Annotated in this window: 20 protein-coding genes and 2 pseudogenes; 7 read left to right on the top strand and 15 right to left on the bottom strand. The window is 60.7% G+C overall.

Annotation, left to right across the window (positions count from 1 at the left end):
- Positions 1-186: 186 nt before the first annotated feature.
- From QM996_RS31705 to ligD, 9 genes are all read right to left on the bottom strand, one after another.
- On the bottom strand, positions 187-1284 hold the full coding sequence (locus tag QM996_RS31705) for an ABC transporter substrate-binding protein (RefSeq protein ID WP_334142077.1): 1098 nt from the start codon (positions 1282-1284) through the stop codon (positions 187-189).
- 65 nt (positions 1285-1349) lie between these two features.
- Positions 1350-2594 (bottom strand): MFS transporter, encoded by a 1245-nt coding sequence (locus tag QM996_RS31710; protein ID WP_334142079.1) that lies wholly within the window; start codon positions 2592-2594, stop codon positions 1350-1352.
- Positions 2591-4480, bottom strand: a complete 1890-nt coding sequence (locus QM996_RS31715) for an IucA/IucC family protein (protein WP_334142081.1) — start codon at positions 4478-4480, stop codon at positions 2591-2593. Before QM996_RS31715 ends, QM996_RS31710 begins: the two co-directional genes overlap by 4 nt.
- Complete coding sequence (locus QM996_RS31720) at positions 4477-5616, bottom strand: NAD/NADP octopine/nopaline dehydrogenase family protein (RefSeq protein WP_334142083.1); 1140 nt, start codon at positions 5614-5616, stop codon at positions 4477-4479. The genes QM996_RS31715 and QM996_RS31720 overlap by 4 nt, the downstream gene beginning before the upstream one ends.
- Positions 5613-6623 carry a PLP-dependent cysteine synthase family protein gene (locus tag QM996_RS31725; RefSeq protein ID WP_334142085.1) on the bottom strand — a complete coding sequence of 337 codons (1011 nt, stop codon included), beginning with the start codon at positions 6621-6623 and terminating at the stop codon, positions 5613-5615. The genes QM996_RS31720 and QM996_RS31725 overlap by 4 nt, the downstream gene beginning before the upstream one ends.
- The gene (locus tag QM996_RS31730; RefSeq protein ID WP_334142087.1) at positions 6624-7997 is read right to left on the bottom strand and encodes a Y4yA family PLP-dependent enzyme; all 1374 of its coding nucleotides are present in this window, start codon (positions 7995-7997) and stop codon (positions 6624-6626) included. It lies immediately after the preceding gene.
- Positions 7994-8425 carry a ParB N-terminal domain-containing protein gene (locus QM996_RS31735; protein WP_334142089.1) on the bottom strand — a complete coding sequence of 144 codons (432 nt, stop codon included), beginning with the start codon at positions 8423-8425 and terminating at the stop codon, positions 7994-7996. The genes QM996_RS31730 and QM996_RS31735 overlap by 4 nt, the downstream gene beginning before the upstream one ends.
- A gap of 353 nt (positions 8426-8778) precedes the next feature.
- Positions 8779-9021: a hypothetical protein gene (locus QM996_RS31740; protein ID WP_334142091.1), complete on the bottom strand. Its 243-nt coding sequence runs from the start codon at positions 9019-9021 to the stop codon at positions 8779-8781.
- 88 nt (positions 9022-9109) lie between these two features.
- Positions 9110-10180, bottom strand: coding sequence for a non-homologous end-joining DNA ligase (gene ligD, locus QM996_RS31745; protein ID WP_334142093.1), 1071 nt, complete (start codon positions 10178-10180; stop codon positions 9110-9112).
- A gap of 116 nt (positions 10181-10296) precedes the next feature.
- Between ligD and QM996_RS31750 the strand changes: the two genes are divergently transcribed.
- A complete protein-coding gene (locus tag QM996_RS31750; RefSeq protein WP_334142095.1) occupies positions 10297-11085 on the top strand; it encodes a thermonuclease family protein in 789 nt (262 codons plus the stop codon).
- A gap of 50 nt (positions 11086-11135) precedes the next feature.
- On the opposite strand, the gene QM996_RS31755 is transcribed toward QM996_RS31750, so the two are convergent.
- Positions 11136-11624, bottom strand: a complete 489-nt coding sequence (locus tag QM996_RS31755) for a GNAT family N-acetyltransferase (RefSeq protein WP_334142097.1) — start codon at positions 11622-11624, stop codon at positions 11136-11138.
- A 792-nt stretch (positions 11625-12416) separates the two neighbouring features.
- On the opposite strand from QM996_RS31755, the gene QM996_RS31760 reads away from it, so the two are divergent.
- From QM996_RS31760 to QM996_RS31770, 3 genes are all read left to right on the top strand, one after another.
- Complete coding sequence (locus QM996_RS31760) at positions 12417-13382, top strand: 3'-5' exonuclease (protein WP_334142099.1); 966 nt, start codon at positions 12417-12419, stop codon at positions 13380-13382.
- Positions 13383-13469: 87 nt separating this feature from the next.
- A complete protein-coding gene (locus tag QM996_RS31765; protein ID WP_500270560.1) occupies positions 13470-13712 on the top strand; it encodes a hypothetical protein in 243 nt (80 codons plus the stop codon).
- 99 nt (positions 13713-13811) lie between these two features.
- Entirely contained in the window at positions 13812-14702 is an 891-nt protein-coding gene (locus QM996_RS31770; RefSeq protein WP_334142103.1) for a hypothetical protein, read from the top strand.
- 113 nt (positions 14703-14815) lie between these two features.
- On the opposite strand, the gene QM996_RS31775 is transcribed toward QM996_RS31770, so the two are convergent.
- The 4 genes and pseudogenes from QM996_RS31775 to QM996_RS31790 form a co-directional block, all read right to left on the bottom strand.
- Complete coding sequence (locus QM996_RS31775) at positions 14816-15121, bottom strand: DUF982 domain-containing protein (RefSeq protein WP_334142105.1); 306 nt, start codon at positions 15119-15121, stop codon at positions 14816-14818.
- A 162-nt stretch (positions 15122-15283) separates the two neighbouring features.
- A pseudogene (locus tag QM996_RS31780) lies at positions 15284-15517 on the bottom strand (hypothetical protein); the annotation flags it as partial.
- A gap of 113 nt (positions 15518-15630) precedes the next feature.
- On the bottom strand, positions 15631-17679 hold the full coding sequence (locus QM996_RS31785; protein ID WP_334142107.1) for a putative bifunctional diguanylate cyclase/phosphodiesterase: 2049 nt from the start codon (positions 17677-17679) through the stop codon (positions 15631-15633).
- A gap of 18 nt (positions 17680-17697) precedes the next feature.
- Positions 17698-18174 carry a putative pterin-binding protein gene (locus QM996_RS31790; RefSeq protein ID WP_334142109.1) on the bottom strand — a complete coding sequence of 159 codons (477 nt, stop codon included), beginning with the start codon at positions 18172-18174 and terminating at the stop codon, positions 17698-17700.
- Between the two features lie 261 nt (positions 18175-18435).
- On the opposite strand from QM996_RS31790, the pseudogene QM996_RS31795 reads away from it, so the two are divergent.
- The 3 genes and pseudogenes from QM996_RS31795 to QM996_RS31805 form a co-directional block, all read left to right on the top strand.
- A pseudogene (locus QM996_RS31795) lies at positions 18436-18867 on the top strand (Tn3 family transposase); the annotation flags it as partial.
- Positions 18868-19289: 422 nt separating this feature from the next.
- Positions 19290-20189, top strand: a complete 900-nt coding sequence (locus QM996_RS31800) for an alpha/beta fold hydrolase (protein WP_334142111.1) — start codon at positions 19290-19292, stop codon at positions 20187-20189.
- The gene (locus tag QM996_RS31805) at positions 20186-21190 is read left to right on the top strand and encodes an NADP-dependent oxidoreductase (RefSeq protein WP_334142113.1); all 1005 of its coding nucleotides are present in this window, start codon (positions 20186-20188) and stop codon (positions 21188-21190) included. Before QM996_RS31800 ends, QM996_RS31805 begins: the two co-directional genes overlap by 4 nt.
- Before the next feature lie 123 nt (positions 21191-21313).
- On the opposite strand, the gene QM996_RS31810 is transcribed toward QM996_RS31805, so the two are convergent.
- Positions 21314-21892: a TetR/AcrR family transcriptional regulator gene (locus QM996_RS31810; protein ID WP_334142115.1), complete on the bottom strand. Its 579-nt coding sequence runs from the start codon at positions 21890-21892 to the stop codon at positions 21314-21316.
- Between the last annotated feature and the right edge of the window lie 8 nt (positions 21893-21900).

The raw sequence follows: 21900 nt of genomic DNA on the forward strand, positions 1-21900 counted from the left end.
GCGCTTTCCGAGAGACCGATCGGCGATCTGCCGGGTCTTGGTGGCAACACTTCCGGTCGCTTTTCCAACAGAGAACGAAAGGCGGGTCCGTTGCCGAACCCCGCCTTCCGAAAGTTCTCAAGTTCCGGTTACTGCCCTGGCCACACCCGTCATTTCAAGCGAGATTGCCAGCCCCCATTCGTCGTGTCAGTCCTTGTCGGCAAGACTGACGGCATAGCCCGGCTTATAGGGAATGGGCAGGAAGCGGCGGTGATACTCGGCGAACGTCGCGTCCGGATCGAGATCGGCGAAGAGGTCCGGATGGAACCATTTCGCCATTTGCTGGACGGCGAAGAACCCGTAAGGGCTGTTGTAGAACTGATGCCAAATGCCATGGAAGTTCCGCGTTTTCAGCGCGGCAATGCCGGTATAGGCCCCACGGGTGGTGAACCATTCGAGCTTCTTTTGCAACTCGTCGGGATCGGCGCCGGGGCCGAGCGGTATCCAGTGCCCGCCGGGCACATAGGCCTGCCAGTTTGCGCTGGTGACGATTACATGGTCGGGATTGGACGCAACAACCTGCTCGGGGTTCACTTGCCCGAAGGTGCTGGGCAGAAAGTCACTACCGAGATTGTGGCCGCCGGCGAGTTCGACGTATTTGCCGAAATTTTCCGCGCCGAACGAAAGGCAACAATCGTCAGTGTAGCCGCCGATCCGTTCGATGAAGACCTTGGGGCGCTCCGGCTTCGCACGGGCGATTACGTCGGTCACTCGGGCCATGGCCTGATGGCGGAACTTGATGATCTCTTCGGCCCGTGCTTCGCGTCCAAGGATCTTGCCGAGCAGGCGAATGGTCGGCTCGGTGTTCTTCAGCGGGTAGTGCCGGAAGTCGATGTAGAGTACCGGGATCTTAAGCTCCGCAAGCTTCTCGATGTATTTCGCATCCTCGTTCGCCCGCATCGCCTCAAGATTGAGCAGCACCACATCGGGCTTCTGCACGATGGTCGACTCGATATCGATCAGTCCATTCTCCTGCCCCGGGAAAGCCGGCAGCTTCGCCAATTCCGGATAGGCTTCCAGATACTGGGCGTAGGTGGCCGGGTCGGCCTCTATCAGATCGTTGCGCCACGCGACGATGCTGGCGAGCGGGTTTTGTGGCTCGAGCGACGCGAGGAGATAGAGTTGTCGTCCTTCTCCCAGAAGAATGCGCCTGACCGGCAGGTTCACGGTCACCTCGCGGCCGGTGATGTCGGTGACGGTGGTTGGTGTTTGCGGTGCGGCCGCCGGCTCGCTGGCAGATGCCATCGATGGGCTCAGCGCTATCAAGGCCAGGGCCGCGATCACGGCACGCAGCACCGAAGGTTTTCTCCTCAAAACAGTTCTCCTTTGTTCATTGTGGGGGTGCGCGATTTGAGCCAGAGGCCGAGCGCCACGAGACTTGAAAGGCCGTAAAGGCCTGCAACGAGGGGGAAGGCGACCTCGAGACCGAAGCGTTGCGTGGCGACGACGCCGGCGATGATCCCGACAATCGACGCCCCCTGTTGGCAACTTTGTGCGAGCCCCAGCACCGACCCCTGACGATCGCCGCGCGTGGCTGCCGAGATGAGCGCCAGGAGAGCCGGCGTCGTTCCTCCGAGGAGCAGGCCCCAGGCAAAATAGAGCGCCGCGAAGAGACCGATGACACGGGTCGAGCCAGCAAGGCCGGTTACGGCCAAACAACCGGCCGCGATCAGCACGCTCCAGCCCAACACAAAGGACGGGGGGCGCCCAGCGAAGAATCTGGCCCAAACGGGAGCTGCGACGACAAAGCCGAAGGCCAGCAGGCCGTAACTCAAGCCCGTGATCCAATGCTGGGTGCCATAGACCTCTGCCATGTAGAGGGAAAACGGCACCTGCAGGACCATCCGGCTGGCAAGCAGCAATCCAATCAACGACAGCAGTCCGGGAACGGACAAGCGGAGCCTCGGCGCTTCGGATAAGGCGGCCGCCCGGGCGGGTCCGGCGCCGCCTGCTCCTTGTGCTGACCCGTGCAGTGGCGCCGGCAGGCTTGCCCAGGCGATGGCCGCACAGAGCGCGCAGATCACGCCGGCGGTGAGATTGACGGCCGCGAAAGGCAGGGCATCGAGGATCAGGCCCCCGAGGAAAGCGCCGCCCAGCGAGCCGACATTCGTTGCCACCTGGAGCCAGGCAAAGAGGCTGGCCCGGTCTCGGCCGCCGGTAACTTGCACGCCATAGGCCTGGGCCGGGGCGATGTAGCCGGCGCATGCGCCCTGCAGGAAGCGCAGTGCCAGGATGGTCCAGACATCAGGGGCTAAGGCAATGAGCACTTGCGTGATGGCGAGACCGGCCAGGGCCCTGACCATCATCATTCGGTTGCCAAAGCGATCGCCCATGCGCCCCCAGAAGGCACTCGTCAGCGACACGCCGAGCATGGGGCAGATGTAGACGCCAATTGCCGCCAGGCTAAAGACGTTCTCGGACGGGCTGAGCGCCTTGATGTGGATCGGCCAGAACGGGCCGCTCATTTCCATCGCGCCCATGGAAATGAACTGCAGGGCAAAAAGCAGCGCGAAGACAGGTCCGAAGCCGCGCAGGGCGGCGACCGCACCGGTCATTTCGCGCTCGCCAGCGGATTGGGCAACAGATGCTCGAGGCGGTAGTCGCGGTAGCGTTCCAAATGCATCCGGAGAACCGACCGCGTCGGCCAGGGCCGTTCGAGGAAAGCCTCGCGCTCCTCGATCCAGAACGTGTCCGACAGCATGCGCGGTCGGAGCGCCTCGAATGCCGCTTCCGTCTCTTCCCGCAGGATCCGCCACAGGTGGTCGTCCGGAAGCGAGTACTGCTCCGTCAGGCAAAGCGCGATCTCGTGCAGATGGCAAACGAAGCAGGCGTCGATAACGAAGGAGCGCACGAGGCTGATGTCGTCGTCGAAGGTCGTCGGCAGAATGCCCTTGCGGCTAAATGGCTTCAGCTCATAGCCGCGCTCCCGGAAGAGCGGTGCAAAACTGCGGCCGTCGCCGAAGTCGCGGATCAGCAGCTTACGTGCCTGCCCACGATCATCGAAGAGGACCGTGCTGTTTTGCTGATGCGCTTCGAAAGCGATCCCATAGAAGAGATACATGGCAAGCACGGGGCGCACCACGGTCCGGGCATAAAGGCGGAAGAAGTCTTCGACGCTCGCGTCGTCCTCCTTCGCAGTTCGGGCGATGAGCTCGCAGATGAGCGGGCGGCCATCCGCCGGACTTGCCGCCAGCAGCGCGGCCACGGTGACGGGCAGCAGGCCGTCCTTGCGCGCGAGCGCATCGCAATTGCGGTAGACGACCGATAGGAAACGACCGGGGTGTTCATCGCCCGTTTCCGGATGATGCAGTATCGCGCCGAGTTCTTCGGTGAAGATCTCCAGCCCACTGCGGATCTCATCCTCTTTCGACAGGATGTCGGAAACCAGCGTGCTGAGGCGCGGACCCATATGGATCGATTTTGCCTGCAGCGTACGCTGCTCGCTGGTCATCCAGATCGCGACCGGCAGCTTGATGAAGGGACGTGGCGTCTCGGTCTCCGGCAACATCGTGCGGAACGACATGGACGGCAGGGTGACGATCTCGGGACCTTCGGGGTCGAGAACGCTGGACTTGATCTCGGACGCGAATTCGCGCCGTACGAAGTTCTCGAGATGCCAGAGATGAATCGGCAGCGGCAGCCAATCTTCTGGTGACTTACCCCGCGCCTTCAGGCTCTGTGCCCACGCATGCCAGAACTCCGGGAAGTTTTCGCAGAACCATTCCGAATAGCTGCCGACATGCGGCATTTTCTCGACATAGGCCCAGTCGCTGCGCAGCGCCGCTATGCGCAGGGGCACTCGCGCGCCGAACTCGGGCGATAGTGCCGCGACGTCTTCCGGCGCGAGGCCCGGCTTCGCCTTCCAGGTCGGGTAGAAGGGATGACCTTCGAGCGCGCCCCATTGGTCGAGGCTCATGGCGGCCAGATGCGGCGGCAGGGTCCTTTCGAGATAGGCAAAGAAGCCGGGCGCATGCGCTTCGGCAATGTTGCGACGCAGCTCGGCGCTCCAGGTCTCGCGGTGGTGGCGGACCAGGATGTCGTTGTCCATGCTGTTCTCTACGTCGCGCTGCAAGAGCTCGAGTCCGTCGGAGGCAGGATCGATCGCGAGAGACGGAGCAATTTCGCTCATCAACCGAGCCGGACCGTCGATCCGCTGCCGTGCGCCGTCGCCGTCCAGCACCTCGATCGGTCCGCGGTTCTGCAGGGTTCCGGCAGGCGCCCGGCAGAGGTCGGCAAAATGCAGCACGCGGCGTGACGGCCAAAGTGGCAACCAGGCCTGGCAGCCATCGGATGCCCACAGCAATCCATTCGGATCGATCAGGCGTTCTGCGAAGAGGCAACGGACGAGGCGGTTGATGGCGTTGGAAGCTGCATTCGCCCGAAGTTCTTTAACATTGGCAGAGGCGTGATCCTCCGCGGGGGAAATTCTCTTGTCCATCATGCCGCCTCCGGCCAGTCGGTTGGCACATAGTCAGGGGCGCCCCCGGCCAACCCGCCGTGATAGTCGCGGGCCCAGCGGTAGGTCTTGGCGATGGCCGGAACCGGCACGTCGAGCCGTCCTGCCATCGAGACAAGTAGCGCCTGCCCGAAAGCGATATCCTCGTGAAAGGCGCGGCTTTCGCGGTCGATGACGAGCCCGCGCCCATGTGGGTTGGCGACGAGAGGCGCACGAATGCCCGCATAGGCGCGATTTGTGCGCAGCAGCGTATACATGGTCCGATCGTCGGCGATCTGGTCCCCATAGGCCTCGATCAGTTCCTGCTGAAGCGGCTTAACGGAGGAGAGATCGATGCCAAGACGCGCCTCGCTCGCCCGGCGGATCGCCTGGTTTTCCGCGTCGCAAGCCTCCAGGAGCTCGGCGCCCGCCTGCGGGCAATCGCTCCACCAGCACAGCGGCTCGTTGAACGGCGCATTCTCGAATGGTGCGCCGGGGCCGATGAGCGCGTAGAGCACGGCAGGGTGCATCAGTGCGTTGCCCGGCGTCAGTGTGATTTCGAGATAATCCTTGAGCAGGGTGACCGGCGCCTCGTAGAGGCGATTGAGCATCGCCACGAGTGCAGCGCCGCTTGCAGCACTTTCGCGGCGATGAAGCGCGACAAAGAGCTCTGCCTTGGCTCCGCCCATGCGCACGCGCTTGCCGGCAATGAGATCGAAGGCGATATGGGGCACGTCCTTCATCCCCCAAATCACCACATTGTCCTGCCCCGCGAGGGCCTTTGCCGCCAGCCAGTCGAAGCCGCAAAAGCCGGGAATGGCTCCGACATAGACGTTTCTGTCTTTCGGCAAATGCCGCGCGATGTCGCGCATGAGCGCCGGCCTTGCCTGGGCCGGCTGCGTTATGACCACGATGTCGGCGTTTGCGAGCGCCTCGCTTGGGCTTGTTCCGACATAGTCGGGCCTGGCGTTCAGGACGCGATCGTCTCGTGTCTCCGCCTGCCAGAGGTCGTTGCCACGTGCCCACCGCTCCGCCACAGGTGCGGAGGACGTCAGGACTGAAACCTCGATACCCGGGTTCTGCTTGAACAGCACCGCGTTCAGATGGCCGGTGCGGCCCGCGCCGCAAATGGTCACCTTCATGCTGCGCGCACCTTTCCGAAGAGCCAACCATCCAGCTGCGCCGCGATCGCCGGATCGAGCAGGCGGCGCTTGGCCATCCATTCGTCGTCGAAGATCGTGCCCAGATATTTCTCGCCGCCGTCCGCAACGGTGGTCACGACCGTGCCTGTCAGCTTGCCTGCGGCGATGAATTCCAGGGACTTGAAGATGGCGCCACCGGTCGAGCCGCCGACGAGCAGTCCCTTGCGCCGGGCGATATAGCGCGCCGTCTCGAAGGCTTGCGCATCGGTCACCTGCACCCCTTCATCAATGCAGCCATAATCCAGCACCTTGCCGACCTCGTCACCGGCGGGCGTGCCCGTGCCCGATTGGAAATAAGGGTGTCCCGGTTTGCCGAAGACGATCGAGCCGGCCGGCTCGACAGCGATCGTGCGCACTGCCGGATTGTGGCGCTTCAATCGCTGCGCAATGCCGGTCATCGAGCCGCCGGTCCCGACGCAACCGACAAAGGCGTCGATGCCATCCGGAAGCTGGGCAAGCAGTTCGTCGACCAGCGCGGCGTAGCCTTCCGGATTGGCCGGGTTGTCGGACTGGTTCATGAACAAGGCGCCTGGGAGTTGCGCCCCGAGTTGCGCGGCGAGGCGCTGCCGCTCGACGACGGCGACTTCGTCCTCGCGAAAATCGCCCTCGACGTATCGGATTTCGGCCCCGAGCGCCCGCATCATGCGGATCTTGTCGGGCGCGGCATGGTGATCGACCACGGCGATGAAACTGAGCCCGAACTCCAGCGCCGCAAGCGCCAAGCCGGTGCCCGTGTTTCCGGAAGAAGATTCGACGATGGTCCCGCCCGGGGCGAGGCGCCCGTCTTCAAGTGCGGCCACCACCATGCTGCGCGCCATGCGATCCTTCATCGAACCGCCCGGATTGTTCTTCTCGATCTTCAGGACCAGGGTGGCGTTGCGGTCCGGTACGTCGATCGACATGACCGGCGTCTGGCCGATCAGTTGCGTTACGGTCGTATGCAGCATCTAAACCTCTCCAATTGTGTCGGGAACGAGCGTGGGCCGCCCTTCTGCATCCTCCAGGACGCAGAGGCGGGCGGGCATGGGGTGGCGATGGAACTCGTTTTCGAGGAGGTCCATCTGATAGCCGCCGGTATTGGCGAACACGAGCAGGTCACCGGCCCGCGGTGCGGTCGGGAAGGTCAGCCACCTGTTGCTGAGAACGTCTTCGTCGAGGCAACTATGACCCGCCAGATAGGCGCGGACCGGCGGCGACGGAGCGGCCACGCGCGTGGCCGGCACGAGAATTGGGTCGACCAGGAATTCGGAGGCGAACCAGGTCTCGCAAGCACTGAAACTGCTGCCTTCGATGAAAATGACGTGCGCGTCCGGACCGAGTGCCTTGACCCGCAAGATCCGGAAGACGCTTATCGCCGCCTGATCCGCGAGCGCGCGACCGGGCTCCATGGCCAGGGTCAGGTCTTCATCCGCGAGATAGGACGCGACGCTGCGGCCGTCGCTCATCCCGGCTTGCAGAAACGCACGCAGCCAGTCGGCCGCCGAAAGCGCGCCACCATAGGGGTAGAAGGAGGCGGGGAGTCTTCCGGTGCGATAGTCCTCCGGCGTCTGTAACGCCAGATGCGCCTGATATTGGACCTGATCGACATATTGGATGGGCAGGCCGCCGCCGATGTCGATCATCGTCGGCGAAAATCCCATGCGCCTGGATTCGGCGATGAGATCGGTCGCCTCGTTCAGCGCCGCCAAACGGGTCTCCCAGCGATAGCCGCTGAGATGAAAGTGGAGCCCGTCGAAGCGCAGCCGGTTTTCGCCGGCCAGGCGCGCGAGGCAATGGATGATGGCGTCGGCCGGCATGCCGAAACGGTTCGCCTTCTGGTCCTGTGGCAGCAGACGCAACAGGATCGGCTGCGGGCCGCCACGTGCTGGCAACGTGGCGATGAGGTCTTCCAGCTCTTCCGGCGAGTCCACCGATATCAGGGCCTGGCAATCGAGGAGTTCGCGATGAAAGGCGCGCGACTTTGCCGGCCCAGTTGACACGATCGTCCCACCGTCGGCCCCAAGCCGCCGTGCATCGCGCAGTTCGTAAAGGCTGGAGACGTCGAGCCCGGCGCCTGTGTCAAGCGCTGCCCGCATGAGCCCGGGTGATTTGTTGACTTTCGCTCCATAATAGATCGCGTGAGCGACGTGATGTTCCGCCAGCACGGCATTCAGCGCGGCAAGGTTCTCCCGCAACGCATCCGGCCAGACGAGATTGAGCGGCGAGCCGTGGCGGGCGACCCACTCGACAAGAAGTGAGCCCCTTTGGGCGAGAAGCTCTGCCGTTGCGGGTCGCAGGACCGGCGGCAGGCCGGCGTTGATTTTGTGGCCATGCAGCGTCATCGGAACACCTCCGCAACACAGGCCGACGTTACCGGCACGGGAGCGGGATTGTGCAGGAGCGCGAGCGGAACGTCGCATCGCGGCAGTCCCCGCTCAAAAATGTGCCGTGTCGTTTTGTAGGGAAACTTCCGATCGCTCCGCGCCATGGCGAAGATCGCCGCCGGCGTGATCGTCTGTCCCGGACGCCAGCCCTCGACCTGAACGGAATCGTAGTCGAGAAGAACCACCGGTACGGCGGCGAGGCGGAGACGAAGTGCGACCGTCAAACGGTGATGACCATCCATGACGAACAGCGCGTCCTTCTCGATTGTTATCGGTGCGGTCCATCTGCCCGCGCGCAGGATCTGGGCCTCAAGCGCATCCACCCTGTCGTGGTTCACCTCTTCTGTTGGGATCAAACGTATTGGTGAGAGAAGGCAATATTCCATGCGGTCTGGCCTCACGCTCGGTTTTGCATTGCACATATCTTGAGTATAAGACTCAAGATAATTGGTGCTATACTCATCTGTGATTGTACCGTCAATAGCCCTTGCACGGATCACGGGCTCCCCGGGGTTCACAGCGCGCGACAAGGTTACGGCGAAGCGGGATGGGCCTGTCGCAGGTGCGAGACGACAGCCGATTGGCCAGCCGTCCTCAGCGGACTCCATAGAGCCGGCGAATGCTGCGATTTACTCTCCGGGATTCTCCCAGAACATTCGTAAATGTCGCCCCGAAGAAGCGTTTCGGGTGCGTCGGAGAGCGATTGCTGGCATCTCGCGAACGCTGCGATACCGTTGCTTCAGACGACGTCGGCAAGCGAGCGTGCTGTCGATGCCGGCACCGGGCAGGTGAGGGACTTCCTCAGCGATTTCGCGATGGTGCGCATCCCTCGTTCAGAGAGCGGCTTGCCGGGGGTAGTCGGTCCCGGTTCCCGGCTATCGCCGGCGCTATGCTGAACCTCCTGCGGCGACCCCTTTTTACCGGTCAAGCCGCGCGCGAACTGGCTCTGGCCGCTTACGCGGCCGCCGCCTGGTACGCTCATTTTCCTCTGGCTCCCAAATCTAACAGCTCGGCTGCCGCTCAGCTCTTCAAGGCAAGGAAGACACCATGCCCGACGCAGCGGGTTGCTGCTACCCTTGGCTATCGAGACGGTAGACGGCTGCATTATCTTGGAACTCCCGCAGGCCCTTGTAGGAGGGATGGCGGAGCTTTTCGTCTGTCGTCCAGGCCCGGAACTCGATCTCCACTATGAGCGTCGGTTGAAGCCATACGACGTTGCGTTTCCCTGAATAGGGCACTGGCGGCTGCTTCTGTTTCCACGGCAGCTTGTCCATCTTCTTCCGCAGTTGCATCGCGTCGCGCTCCTTAAAGCCAGTTCCGACGCCCCCAACATATACCAGGTCGTTGTCCCTATAGGCTGCAAGCAGCAAGGAGCCAAATCCAGCCCGCAATACCGTGGACGGTTCATAGCCGACGACCATGAACGCTTCGCTCTTGACGCACTTGATCTTGATCCATTCGCCGGTGCGCCCGGATCGATAGGCACGGTCCTGACGCTTCCCGACGATGCCTTCCAGTCCCATATGGCAGGCGTGAGCAAGCAATTCCGCCGGGTCGGCGTCCGCCTCTTCGGAAATCAGGATTGCGCCGTCGTGACCGCGCAACGCTTCCTCCAGCAGATGTCGCCGGGCGCGACACTCGAGGTGGCGTATATCGTGACCGTCGAGATAGAGCAGGTCGAACGCATAGAAGAGGGCGGGCGAGGCCCGGTTTCCAATCTTTCGTCCGGACGCCCCGAGCGATCTCTGGAGCAGGCTGAAATCTGACCTGCCTTGCTCGTCGAGGACGACAGCTTCGCCATCCAGGATCATAGACGCCGGTGCCAGGACACGGGCAGCCTCAGCAATCGCCGGGAACCTGCTGGTCCAATCGAAGCCATTCCTGGTAAGAACCTTCACGCGGTCGCCTTCGATATGAACGTGTAAACGGTATCCATCCCACTTTATCTCCCATCTCCAATCGCCGGTTACAGGTGGTTTCTCGGTTAAAAGAGCAAGCGCCGGCTCGACGCGATCGGGCATTGGATCGAAGGGTAGTTTTGGCTGCGCAGGATCGCGCTTACGGATGCGGCCGCTCTGTACGGCAATCGCTTCGTCACGCAGCAGCGGCCTTGATCGAGGTGGGCGCGGGGGCTTGGTCATGCCGCTAGTGTATCAGCAAAACTTAAAATTCCTTCCGCATCAGCGAATTGCCACGGCCAAGGTGCTCGCCTTTGGCCCGCGTTGAGCTATGATCTTCTCGGCTGGGGGGCTGGTTTTTGCTGAGCGAAGTCGAGGTCACCTATTATCGCAGTCGTATCGACGATGTCCTGCGTGAAGGGCGGCCGACCGCCTGGCAGCGCCAGTTCCTCATGGACATGCGCCAGAAGATCGAGCGTTACGGTCCGCGCACGCGGCTCACCGAAAAGCAGATGGCGACACTCAGGAAGCTGACAAGGCTGCCGGGCCATGCCGATCTTTCGTTCATCAAACCAATGGCAGCGAACCAAGGAACGCGAACCTACGGGCGCCGCCATTGGCGAAGAACCGGCCGTCGACGCTGGAGTTATCGCGAGATCAAATTCCTTGCGTTGCTGCTGATGGTGATCACGATCGGCGGCGGCCAGATGCTAACGGAATGGCTGCCGAAGAGCGGTCTCAGCTCTTTTCAGCCAGTAGCGTCATCTGCCGATTTTCAAGCTCAATCCTTCACGGTCACCGACGGCGACACGGTTCGCATGAGCGATGGCACGCGCGTTCGACTTGTCGGCTTCAACACGCCGGAAAAGTTCGAGCCCAGATGTTCGCGTGAAGCTGCACTTGGAAATCGGGCAAGCGAGCGCCTGAGAGAGCTCGTTGCGTCTGGAACCCCGATAGTGACCAGGGTTGCCTGTTCCTGCAAACCTGGAACGGAAGGTACGAACAAATGCAATCACGGCCGGAGTTGTGGAAGGCTTGCGGTCGATGGTCATGATGTTGGAGAGATACTGATCTCCGAAGGCCTGGCGGTTTCGTTTGTCTGCGGCGACACAAGTTGTCCGCCGACGCCGCGCCCGTGGTGCAGGTGAGAGGGGTTGCTTGAAACTAGGAAGACCCGACCGCCCGGGATGTCGCAGAATTAGGCTTTGGCATTGAGCGTCATCTCGACCACCGTCGGGCGAAAACCGGCTGCAGCAAACAGTCGCTGAGCAGCCTCGTTCCTGTGTGCCGTGGAGAGCACGATTAGGTCTGCGCCTCGCTTTCTCAGTTCTGCGATCGCCGCATCGAGTAGCATCCGGCCGATGCCTTGATTGCGCCTTTCCGGATCCACGAAAAGATCGTGGATGACCCCTGCTGGTCCTCGAAGCGCCATGTAGTCATATCCCTCGAGAGAGGCATACGCGTAACCAACGATCGTTTTTTCCTGCTCGGCGGCGAGGACCACGACATCGGGTTTTTCAAGCTGACTTCGCAGCCATCGGGCATAGGAAGCCTTCGTACCGGTTCCCGTCGCGATGAAGCGCTTGGGATCCCATTGATGATGAAGCGCCATCAGCTGAGTCCCGTACCTGCCGAGCACAGGCACATCTTCATCGCGGGCGGCTCTGATCGTGATCGTTGATGGCATTTCGCGGCATGATCCATCGATGGTGTTTTCGAGCCATCATCCCCGATCAGCCCGGCCGAACAACGTTCTATCGTAAATGAACTGCGTCGTGGCTCAACGGCCCGCAGGCGGGCAGCAACAGCTCTGTCTTTCCCGCCAAGCCTGTTCTCTGAATTCAACGATGCGGTCGCTGACACGCCGCGCGGGTGGCTTCGGGCTGTCGGGGGATTGGTCACGTCAGGCTGGGAGAGTTGGCGGGGTCACCGATCCGCTCGCTCTGCCATAATGCCAATGCTTCCAGGTTATTCGATTGCCACTCTCTGAGACGCTTCTCCGCTTTCGTCGAGATCGACAGCGTTGCTGGGCGGGGCGGCCGCGATTGCTTTAATTTGTTGAGCGAGAGCCGAAAGCTTCTGAGCAATGTCCTGCAGCTCGGACGGTGAGTTTGTGCCCGCGCGGGTGCCCTTTACGCCATGTTTGTCCACGTTCTCGTCCCTTGCGATTGGACTTGGGTGCTCAGTATATTTCCAACTTCGAATATAAGGCCACAACGTTCCGCGCGCTTTTGCCTTAGCGCACAACCGGACATTTGGGTCGGCACACTGGCACATGCTTTGCTTCGGCCGGAGGTGGGTGGCGAAACAATGCTGCTCATCGGCCACGCTGGCGCGTCGATCGTTTGCTAAATCGGTGGAGAACCAGGGCAAAGTCGCTTCGATGATTCCTCCTGAATTGTTCGGAGGGATAGCTTATAGCGGAATGCAACGGTGTTGCAGCCGGTGAGTCGATCGATGGTGGTTCCGAGTTGAACGAATGACGCAGCAGTTCGATCTGTTCGTCGCTGAGAATGCGACAAATCAGAAGGCGCTTGGTTCGCCGGCGAAGCGACATCCTACAGCCGCGCTCAGCGAAGAAGATATGGTGCGAATGCTTCGTGCAACCGGGCGTTACCGCATCCTGCAAAAGCTTGAACCGCGTCCCGTGGCGCCTACTGCACGCCCAGGGTTTCCCTTGAACGGCGTAATTGTCGATACCGAGACGACCGGCCTCAATCATCGCAAGGATGAGATCATCGAAATCGGCGCCGTTGCATTCACCTTCGATGATGCCGGCGCCATCGGCGATGTCACGGGCGTCTACGGCGGTCTGCAGCAACCGAGCATCCCGATCCCGGCAGAGGTCACGCGCCTGACCGGTATCACCGATGAGATGGTGGCTGGACAGATGATCGATCTGGCGCAGCTTCGGTCCATTATCGAGCGTGCCGATCTCGTCATCGCGCACAACGCCGGTTTCGATCGACCGTTCTGCGAGGCCTTTTCGCCCGTCTTCGCCGGGAAGGCATGGGCCTGTTCGGTTTCCGAGATCGATTGGTCGCGACGCGGCTTTGAAGGCACAAAGCTCGGCTACCTGATCGGCCAGGCGGGATATTTTCATGAAGGGCATCGGGCGGTCGACGATTGCTTCGCCCTCCTCGAGGTGCTTGCGCAAGGGCGCACCGAGGACGAGCGTACGCCGTTTGCCGAACTCTACGAAGCGAGCCAGCAATCGCGTGTGCGCATCTTTGCCGAAAACAGCCCGTTCGACATGAAGGATCAACTAAAAGCCCGCGGCTACCGGTGGTCGGACGGAAGTGATGGCCGGCCGAAGTCCTGGTGGATCGAGCTTCAGGAGGATGCGCTGGACGATGAACTGCGCTACCTGCGCTCCGAAATCTATCGTTGGGATGCAGACCCGCCGACCAGGTATCTCACCGCCTTCGACCGCTTCAGGGCCTGACGGTCGACTGATATTCGATCGCATTCAAGCTCCGTCGGGCGGCGCGAAGAAGCAGTTCACGCCATCATCGCTTGGAAAAAGACAGATGTGAAACTTGCCATCGCGGAGACGATCGCTCAGATCGGTGGCGATCCCCTAACTGTCAGAAAGGCGAAGAACGAACTGGACGCGGTGCTCGGGAAGACTCGCAACGGCATACCTCGGCTCGTCGGCAAATCTGAAGAAGACCGAAGACATGACAGCGGTGGTCTTCCTGAAGGTTGTTGCCCGCTTCAAGGCAGGAGAAAGACCGTCGGGGAGGCTCTCGATGCTATCGGCTTCAAATCTTGAACGGGCGGCCGCATCATCGTCAGTCAAGCCCGCAAGCGTGAACTCGGGCAACTGTTCCGCGGAAATCCTGCTCGAAGAGGAAAACAAGGGAACCAAGCAATGAGCCCGATCACTCGCCTAAACGATCGATACGCGCATCTCGGATTCGACGACCGTCCGTTGGCGATCGCGTGCGGCGATGGCTGGCAGGGCATCCTGCACGCATTCTTCACCGAGGCCGACAAGTCCATGGCCTCAGGAGGGACGTTCACGCTCCAACAGGTGCAGCAGAAGATGGGTGGTCTACGGATGCAATATGCCACCGCAGGCGTCGCACCGGATGCTCGCCGCGCGATCGATGATGCCTGCCGGCTGGCCTCCGCGCGATCCTTTCACATCTGCGAGGTCTGCGGACGCCGTGGCCAGCTGAACAACTTCCGTGGTCGATGGAAGGTCGTCTGCAGCGAGCACGCTGACGGCGAACTCGGCAAGGGCGTTCCTTTCGAAGGCCCTCTGAATGTTCACGATCCCTATTTCCCTGACGCGGATCCGTTCGTAGCAGTTCGACCAACCGTTGCGGAGTTCGATGCTGCTCCGATCATTGAAGGATGGCTTATCGAGGAGCAGAGCGAGGGCGGCCCCCAACCGTGGCTATACGGCTGGTTCTTCGGCGAGCCTGATACCAGCGACGGGGAGCATGGGCACACGTCTCCCATCGTCCGGATGGACGATACGGTGCCTCCACGATGGGTTCGGACAGAGAGGCGGCTTTACCGCCTCGGCATCTATTACCCTCCGGCCGAGCGCGAGCTCCGCTACTGGGCGCAGAAGCTGGCTCGACGCCCTGTGCCCTATGGCGAGCCTCCCGGTGGCAGCGATGACATTGAGGCGATGCTGAACTTCCTCCGTTCCAGCGGCCGCCTGCGATCAACGAAGATCGATCGCCTGGAACAAGCCTACCGCATAGAGCATGAACACGTGCACGAGGTCGGAAAAATTGGCACGCCGTAACCGGGGCAGGGCGGGTATATGGTGCAACGAACTCCAATGTCAGGGTTTCTGACTTGGAGCGCGGCTTTCCTGCTCGTCGGTGCGCTGCGGTTTTCGTGCGCAAATTGGCGTTGTCAGGCCATTGGCTTGTTGCCGTGAGGTCCCGAGCGCGCATGATAGTGGGCAGCAATCGCTGACGTTGCCATGCCAGCCTCCAAGCACGCGCCGATGAAGGCCTCGCGCGCGACCGCAGATGGAACCGAGTGGTTCAAAGCACCTCGGCACGTCATGACGGCTCGTTCATAGCCTTGTCCGTGCCGTATCGGCCATTCATGTTCTAGAAAATCCAGGGCGTCGTAGACGGATGCGAAAATGCGGTTCGTCCCTGACTGTAAACGAACAGATAACGGAACTGTCCAAGGTATCTCGGGAAGGCGCATGATGTCCTCCTTCCGCAGGCTAACGGTTTGAAAAAATTAAAATAAACTATAAATGAAACTATACAGCGATAGGCCCCGTCCTTCAACGTTGATACAGTAGTCATCTCGGGGGGCAGGGCTAGTACATTCGCCGTACGGATTGCGAGAACGCGGTGAGGAACCTTAGCCGGCCTCCGGCCATGGGCTATCGCGATGTGTCCGCGGCGGACTTCGGAAGGACGATGGAGCTTGTCTGAACGCTGCCGCGCAAAGCACTTCCAAACAGCAGGTAAGCAGGCCGACATGACAAGCGATTGCAATGATCTGCTGGTAGGAGATCGGCGTGATCGCCGCTTGGCCAGCGAGACTGGGATCCACCAGGCCTCGCTTTACCTTTCTGGCCGTCGGGAAACTGGGAAGAATGGTCTCGCGACTTGAAAGTGGCGAAGCTGTCCGACTTTGGGCAAATTTGGCAACATCGATCCGAATATCCGTTTGAAACCGGACAAATTCCGTATGCCATCTAAAAGTCAGGCAGAGAATCCCGTTATTGCCGCGGTGCACGCCGGCGCTCGTGTCTCGATGACGGTCGCTGCTTGTCCGTTGTTGGTTGTGCCGTCATCAAGTTGGTCGATTTTGCGGAAAGCAGCCTCGAGGTCCGGCAGGGGAACGGGCTTGCTATAGAGGTAACCTTGGCCGATCATGCAGCCGGCCTGACGCAACAAATGATGCTGGGGATGGGACTCGATACCTTCGGCCACTACGGAGATTTCGAGTTCGCTCGCGAGCGCCACGACGGTTTTGACGATGGCGAGGCTTTGCGGATCATCGCCAATGCCCTGGACGAAGCTTCGGTCGATCTTCAGCTCGTCCCAGGCGAAGGATCGCAGATAGGCCAAGGCCGAATAGCCCGTGCCGAAATCATCGAGCGAGATTGAGACTCCAAGTGCCTTGAGACGCGAGAGCATTGCCAGCGACCGCTCGACGTCTGCCATGACGACGGATTCGGTGACCTCCAGCCTGAGACGGTGCGGTGGCAGCCTGGTAGCCGTGAGCAGGTCGGAAACGGTCGAAACGACGTCATCGCGCATCAGTTGGACGACGGACAGGTTTACCGAAACCGGTACGTCAAGCGGGAATGAATGTGCGTCGCGGCAGGCCGCCTCGAGCATGAGGCGACCGACCTCAACGATCTGGCCTGTGCTTTCGGCAATAGGGATGAACTCTCCGGGCGACACCCAGTCACCCGTGGCGCGGCGCCAGCGCGCAAGCGCTTCGACGCCGATTACACGGCCCGTACCAAGGTCGACCTGCAATTGATAGAAAGGAATAATGTCGCCGGCTTTGATGGCCTCGTCCAGGTCGACTTCCATTCGGTTGCGGTGCGCGAGGATAGCTCGCATCTGGGGTGCGTAGGCAACAATACTGCCCCGGCCGCTCACCTTCGCATGGTTGAGGGCAAGGTCGGCATTGAGTTGCAGGCGGGCGTTCTCGTGATCGTCATCGCATGACATTGCCCAACCGACTGACGCGTCGATGGTGACCGTACCGGCTGACACCATGTGAGGGGCGCGCAGCGTTTGGCGTATATGGTTTGCCCGGTCGACAAGCTGCTGCTTTTCACCCGGCTCATGCAGCAACACCATGAATTCGTCACCGCCGAACCGGGAGACGACATTGCTCGGATTCCACGCGGATACTTCCGCCGAGAGGCGGTTCGCCACCGAGATGAGCAGCCCATCACCAGCTGCATGGCTGAGCGTGTCGTTGATCGCCTTGAAGCCGTCCAGATCGATCGCGAGGACAGCGAGGTGGGTGCTTTCCACAGGCAATCTCTCCACCGCAGCGTTCATTGCCTGGTCGAAGGCGGTTCGGTTGGGGAGAGTGGTCAGCGCGTCGTGGTTCGCCAGAAAAGCCAACCGTTTGCCATTGTCGCGCAATCGCTGGTTGGCGCGGCCAAGCGATCGGTTCTGCACGCCGGTCAGGACAAGCAAAGCGAGCCCTGTGAGAAAGAGGCCGGCAATAAGAACGCGTTGGATGATTTGCCGTTCTTGCAGCGTCTCGCGGATGCCTTCAGCCTGTGCCAGGCTGGTCGAGTAGGCGTTCGTGCCGATGCGGGTCAGAGACTCGCTCGCCGAGCCGAGACCGGTCAGAACGACCTCGAGAGCTTGCGGCCCGAGCTTCTCAAGCGTGTTCAGGTCGTGTTCAAGACTCTCTATCTTCACGAACAGTTCGTCGAAAAGGACACGCAATCGTGGTGATGTGTCAAGAAACTCCCGGAAAGCGCCGGCGCCCCACGTCCGCATCCGCCCAACGAGAATTTGGTAGGACAGCCGGGCTTGCTTGGCATCGGCAGGATCGCCGGTCAGGGCAAAGCGCGCGACATCCTTTTGAAGCCTTGCCATCTCCAGTCGCCCGCCGGCGCCTGACCAGGCCACGTCGTAGCGCAACACCTGGTCAAGCGCGTTGTCGGAGGAGTCGATGACATAAGTGAAGGCCGCAGCGGCGATACCCAGAAACAGGACGACGACAATGCCGAACCATCGAACCCAGTCGATGGCGGTGACGGGTTTGGGCAACCGGAGCATCGGGTGGCGTTACTCGATGGTGATCGTTCGAACCTGCCAGGCGGAACGCGAGAAATAGGTCTCGCTCTTGAGCTCCGGCTTGTCGTCATAGGGGTAGATAACGAAGAGAGGCCCCTTGTCGGCGACCTCCATATAATTTCCGTTCTGCTTGATTGCCAGAATGACGTCGTAGTCGGAAAAGTCGGAGAGGGGGATTTCGGTCGCGTAGTCGTTGAGTGCGACAACAAAGGCTATCTTACCGCTGGCTCCGACCTTTTCCATCAATTTCGATAGAGGGACGCCCTCGAATGTAATGACGCCGTCATGCCACGGTGTCGTGGTGGCAATCGTGGCACTGCCGATCGCTTCGAGATCAGCGCGGCTGAAGTTGACAGGCGTACCGCCGGTGATTTTGCCGTTGATCGTCAGAATGACGTTATCTTCGGCCACCCCCTGTCCGCTGACCAGCGAAAACGCCAGCGCGATGACCGCAAGCAATACTCTCATGATGGCGATCCTCCTGACGCGCTAGTACTTATAGTTGTCTGGGAACATTAATATGCCATGAATTGTTTCACAGACTCTTTTCGAGGTCGTCTCTAGGTGTTTAATCGGTTCCACCGGCTGCGGCTCCAAATCTGTCAGGTCATATAGAAGCTCTGCTGAGCGCGGACGGCATGCCGTTCTGTGGCGGGCCCTGTTTCGCGTGAGTGGGCGCGAGCACTGGGTCCATTGAAATAACGATGCCAAGGCGACGCTGCAAATCATCGCCTCAAACGGAACCAGCTCGAAGGCGTGCGCTTTGTCGAGGATCGGCTGCAGATCTCGTCGGTCAAAACGGCGATCCCCTCCGAAGCGAAAGCGCTCGCCGATCGGCTCGATGCGATGATGCCGCGTATTCGCATCACCGAACTCCTGCACGAAGTCGCTCGCGAAACCGGCTTCATGGCGGCCTTCACAAACCTGCGCACCGGCGAACGCTGTCCCAACGAGAGTGCCCTTCTCGCCGCTATTCTGGCTGATGCCACCAATCTTGGGCTCTCCCGGATGGCGGCTGCCAGCCAGGGCGTGACCCGCGACCAGCTCATCTGGACGCAGGATGCCTATGTCCGCGAGGATACCTATCGGGCAGCGCTCGCTACCATAATCAACGCTCAACATCGCCTGCCGATCGCACGGATCTGGGGTGATGGCACGACAAAGCCTCCTGTGTCCGCCACTGCGCCGCCCTTGACGATCCCGCGGGCAGCGCAGCTGATGACAAGCCGGTCCATCGGAGACATGTTCAGTCTGATTAGATCGCTCCGCTCATAACGACGGGAGCATGTGCTGGAGCTCGCGAAGAATGGTCTTCGGTTACCGTCCCCGGCCTTCGATCTCCCTCCTTCGTTCTCTCTCGCGACACTCTCATGTTTTCCCCTCCGTTCGCTACTGAAACGACCTACGTCGTGGCTCCTGATCTTGTGATCGCGCCCTGTTCGATCCAGCAAAATTCCGCTTGACATTTTTTATGATGGCAATCATGTATCAATTTACATGATAATCATCATCAAAACTCTGAAGCGGCTGAAGTCCACTTCTCTGTCTCAATATCCGGCCGGAGCCGGACGATGGAGCAACTAATGACAAGTCCTCTGCGCAACGTCGGATCGGCTGCGCGCTATATCGATGCGCCCAATTTCTCCATCAAGGTGGGGGGAACGGCTTTCGCCTATCGAGACCTTGGCCCCCTGGGGGGCGTGCCGCTCATTCTCCTCAACCACTGGGGGGCAGTGCTGGACAATTTCGATCCCCGGATTGTTGATGGCCTCGCGAGCAAGCATCGTGTGATCGCGACCAATTACCGCGGTATTGGTGCGTCGGGCGGAACAGCGCCTGTGACCATCGACGAAATGGCGCGCGACGCGATTGCTCTGATCCGGGCGATGGGATTCGAGAAGGTCGATCTGCTCGGCTTTTCCCTCGGGGGCTTTGTGGCGCAGGATATTGCGCTCAAAGCGCCGGACCTCGTGCGAAAACTCATCCTTACCGGCACTGGTCCGGCGGGCGGCAAAGGCATCGACAAGGTGGGGGCGGTGTCCTGGCCCCTTATTATCAAAGGTCTGCTCACACTGCGCGACCCGAAAACCTATCTGTTTTTCACCTCCACGGCCAATGGTCGCCGCGCCGCGGAAGCCTTCCTCAGTCGGCTGAAGGAACGCAAAACGGGCAGAGACAAGGGGCCGACTCCCCGTGCTTTCCTGCGACAGCTCAAGGCGATCACTGCATGGGGACGGCAGGCGCCTCAAGATCTCGGAAGCATTCGGATCCCGGTGCTGATTGCGAATGGTGATCAGGACAAGATGGTTTCGAGCAGCAATACCTACGACCTCGCCAGGCGTATCCCGGGCTCGCAGTTGGTGATCTTCGAAGACGCCGGGCATGGCGGGATTTTCCAGAACCACGCCGATTTCGTGCGGAAGGTTCTGTCGTTCCTCGGCACTGACGTCACCACAGAACTGCACATTGGAGAGAACCGATGAAGGCATTCGTTGTCGATAAATACAAAAAGAAAGGTGCCTTGCGCCTGGCCGACGTGCCGGAGCCGGAGTTGCGGGACAATGACGTTCTGGTTCGCGTTCATGCGACCGGCGTGAATCTGCTGGACTCCAAGGTCAGAGATGGAGAATTCAAACTCATTCTGCCCTATCGCCCGCCCTTCGTCCTGGGTCACGACGTGGCCGGAAGCGTTGTCCGGGTCGGTTCGAAGGTCCGGCGATACAAGCCGGGCGACGAGGTCTATGCGCGGCCGCGCGACCACCGGGTTGGGACATTCGCAGAGTTCATTGCGATGAATGAAGCCGACGTGGCGCTGAAGCCTAAAAACCTCAGCATGGAAGAGGCCGCCTCCATTCCGCTGGTAGGTCTGACCGCATGGCAGGCGCTGGTCGAGATGGGCAAGGTGAAGCCCGGCCAGAAGGTCTTCATTCAGGCCGGCTCCGGTGGAGTGGGGACTTTTGCGATACAACTCGCCAAGCATCTCGGCGCGACGGTTGCGACGACGACGAGTGCGAAGAATGTTGATCTGGTCAAGAACCTCGGGGCGGACGTGGTTATCGACTACAAGACGCAGGACTTCGAGAAGGTTCTCTCGGGCTATGACCTCGTCCTGAACAGCCAGGACACCAAGACGCTCGAAAAATCCCTTCGTGTCTTGAAGCCGGGTGGCCACCTCATTTCGATATCAGGTCCGCCAGACCCGGAGTTCGGCAAGGACCTGAGATTGAATCTGTTCCTGAAGCTTGTGATGCGCCTGCTGAGCCGAGGGGTCCGAAAAAGAGCAAAGAGCCTTGGCATCCGTTACTCGTTCCTGTTCATGCGTGCGCAGGGTGAACACTTGAGCGAGATCACCTCCCTGATCGAATCTGGCGTAATCCGTCCAGTGGTCGACAGGATTTTCCCGTTTGAGAAGACCGGGGACGCCTTGGCCTATGTGGAGACCGGGCGTGCGAAGGGCAAGGTCGTCATCACGGTGGGGAAATAGATCCCATAAACCTTAACCGACGCGCGATGCCATATCGCGGCATCGCAGCCTACGGATGCGACCAGAAACGCTGGGAGCGGCGGGGCAGGAATCGACGGAGCATAGGGGTTCAGAGGAACGCCCCTATGCTGTTTCCGGGATCGCGGCAGTGGATCGGTTCAGCCCGTCATCGATCCATGCTCGGGTCTCCTTCAGAATTTCGTCCGAAAAGGCGGGATCTGTGGTCGTTCGAGCGAGAATCATCGCTCCGACCATTGCAGCACAGCTTCCGATGGCCTCGCGGCGCCGATCGGTCTCGTCCAACCCAGTCAGCTTCTCGAACATCCAGTCTATCTGGGCACGCACGCCATCCGTCACTGCCGAACGGGCCTCCGGTGTCTGGCGCAGCGTGTCGGCGGCAAGCCCGGAAATTGGACAGCCGCCAGCCCTGTTGTCGCGATGGCGCGGCGACAGATACTCGTCCATATATGCGCGAAGCGGAAGTGTCGCGCCATTACGTTCGCCAAGCGCGTGAGCGAGCGCCTGGACGATGAGGTCATCCTTCGAGCTAAAATGACCGTAGAAGCCGCCATGCGTTAGTCCCGCGGCCTTCATGACCTCTGCGACGCCGACTGCCTCAAACCCTTTCTCCCGAAACAATCGGCTCGCGACCTCCAGGATCCTTTGGCGGTTTTCGGCCATCTGTTCGCGGCTAACTTTCATTTTTAGAT

It is taken from the genome of Sinorhizobium chiapasense (genome assembly GCF_045277575.1).
Lineage (GTDB): Bacteria > Pseudomonadota > Alphaproteobacteria > Rhizobiales > Rhizobiaceae > Ensifer > Ensifer chiapasense_A.